The sequence below is a fragment of the Paenibacillus sp. MDMC362 genome, from assembly GCF_003269305.1.
Lineage (GTDB): Bacteria > Bacillota > Bacilli > Paenibacillales > Paenibacillaceae > Paenibacillus_AQ.
Genome location: NZ_QLYT01000072.1, coordinates 1 through 960, shown reverse-complemented (window position 1 = coordinate 960; position 960 = coordinate 1). Strand labels below are relative to the sequence as shown.

1 pseudogene is annotated in these 960 nt (G+C 43.9%); it reads right to left on the bottom strand.

Annotated elements, in window-relative coordinates:
* Nucleotides 1-8: 8 nt before the first annotated feature.
* Nucleotides 9-960: pseudogene (locus DP091_RS28680) on the bottom strand (IS3 family transposase); the annotation flags it as partial.

Here is a 960-nt window from a genome sequence, read left to right as displayed (position 1 = left end):
TTATTTCATTAGGCAGCTTTCTCAAAATGAGTTCGGTACTGTACCGGACTCATTTTTAATTTTGCCTTTAACCGTTTGGTATTGTAGTATTCAATATATTTTTTCAGTTCTTCCTTAAAATGTTCCACACTTTCAAACTCTTTGTAGTACAGAAACTCCGACTTAAGAATGCCGAAGAAATTCTCTATGACGGCATTGTCGTAACAATTCCCTTTTCGTGACATGCTTTGGAGAATGCCACTCGACTTAAGCGCATGGCGATACGGCTTCATTTGGTAATGCCATCCTTGATCTGAATGAAGGAGAAGTTGGTGTTCTTCTGGCAGACGCTTCAGTCCTGCATCCAGCATCTCGGATACCAGAGAATAGGTTGGTCGTGAACCCAGGGTATAGGTGATAATTTCCCCGTTGAATAAGTCCAAAATGGGCGATAGATACAGCTTTTCTCCAAATAACTTAAACTCCGTAATGTCCGTCACCCATTTCTCATTTGGCGCCCCAGCCGTGAACTGGCGGTCCAGATGATTCGGTGCAATCTTGCCGACGGTCCCTTTATATGACTTATACTTTTTCATGCGAACCAGGCATTGAAGGCCCATCTTCTTCATGAGTCTCTGAACCTTTTTGTGGTTAACTTTCCACCCACGGACGGCCAGTTCATCACGAATACGGCGATATCCGTAACGTCCATCATGTTCCACGTAAATGGACTGGATTTCAGCCCCCAACTCGGCATTCGGATCTGGTTGGTTCATACGCTTTATAAGGTTGTAATAGGTGCTGCGCGGGATACCAGCCAGCTGTACGAGTGCCTTCACCGGATATTTATGCCTTAGTTGCCAGACGGCTTGTGCTTTGTCTTGTTTGGTGATTTTTCCTTGTTTCGAACTAAGGCATTCAACTTTTTTAGATACTCATTTTCCATTTCAAGCTGTTTGATACGTTCTTCGAGTGCTTCGA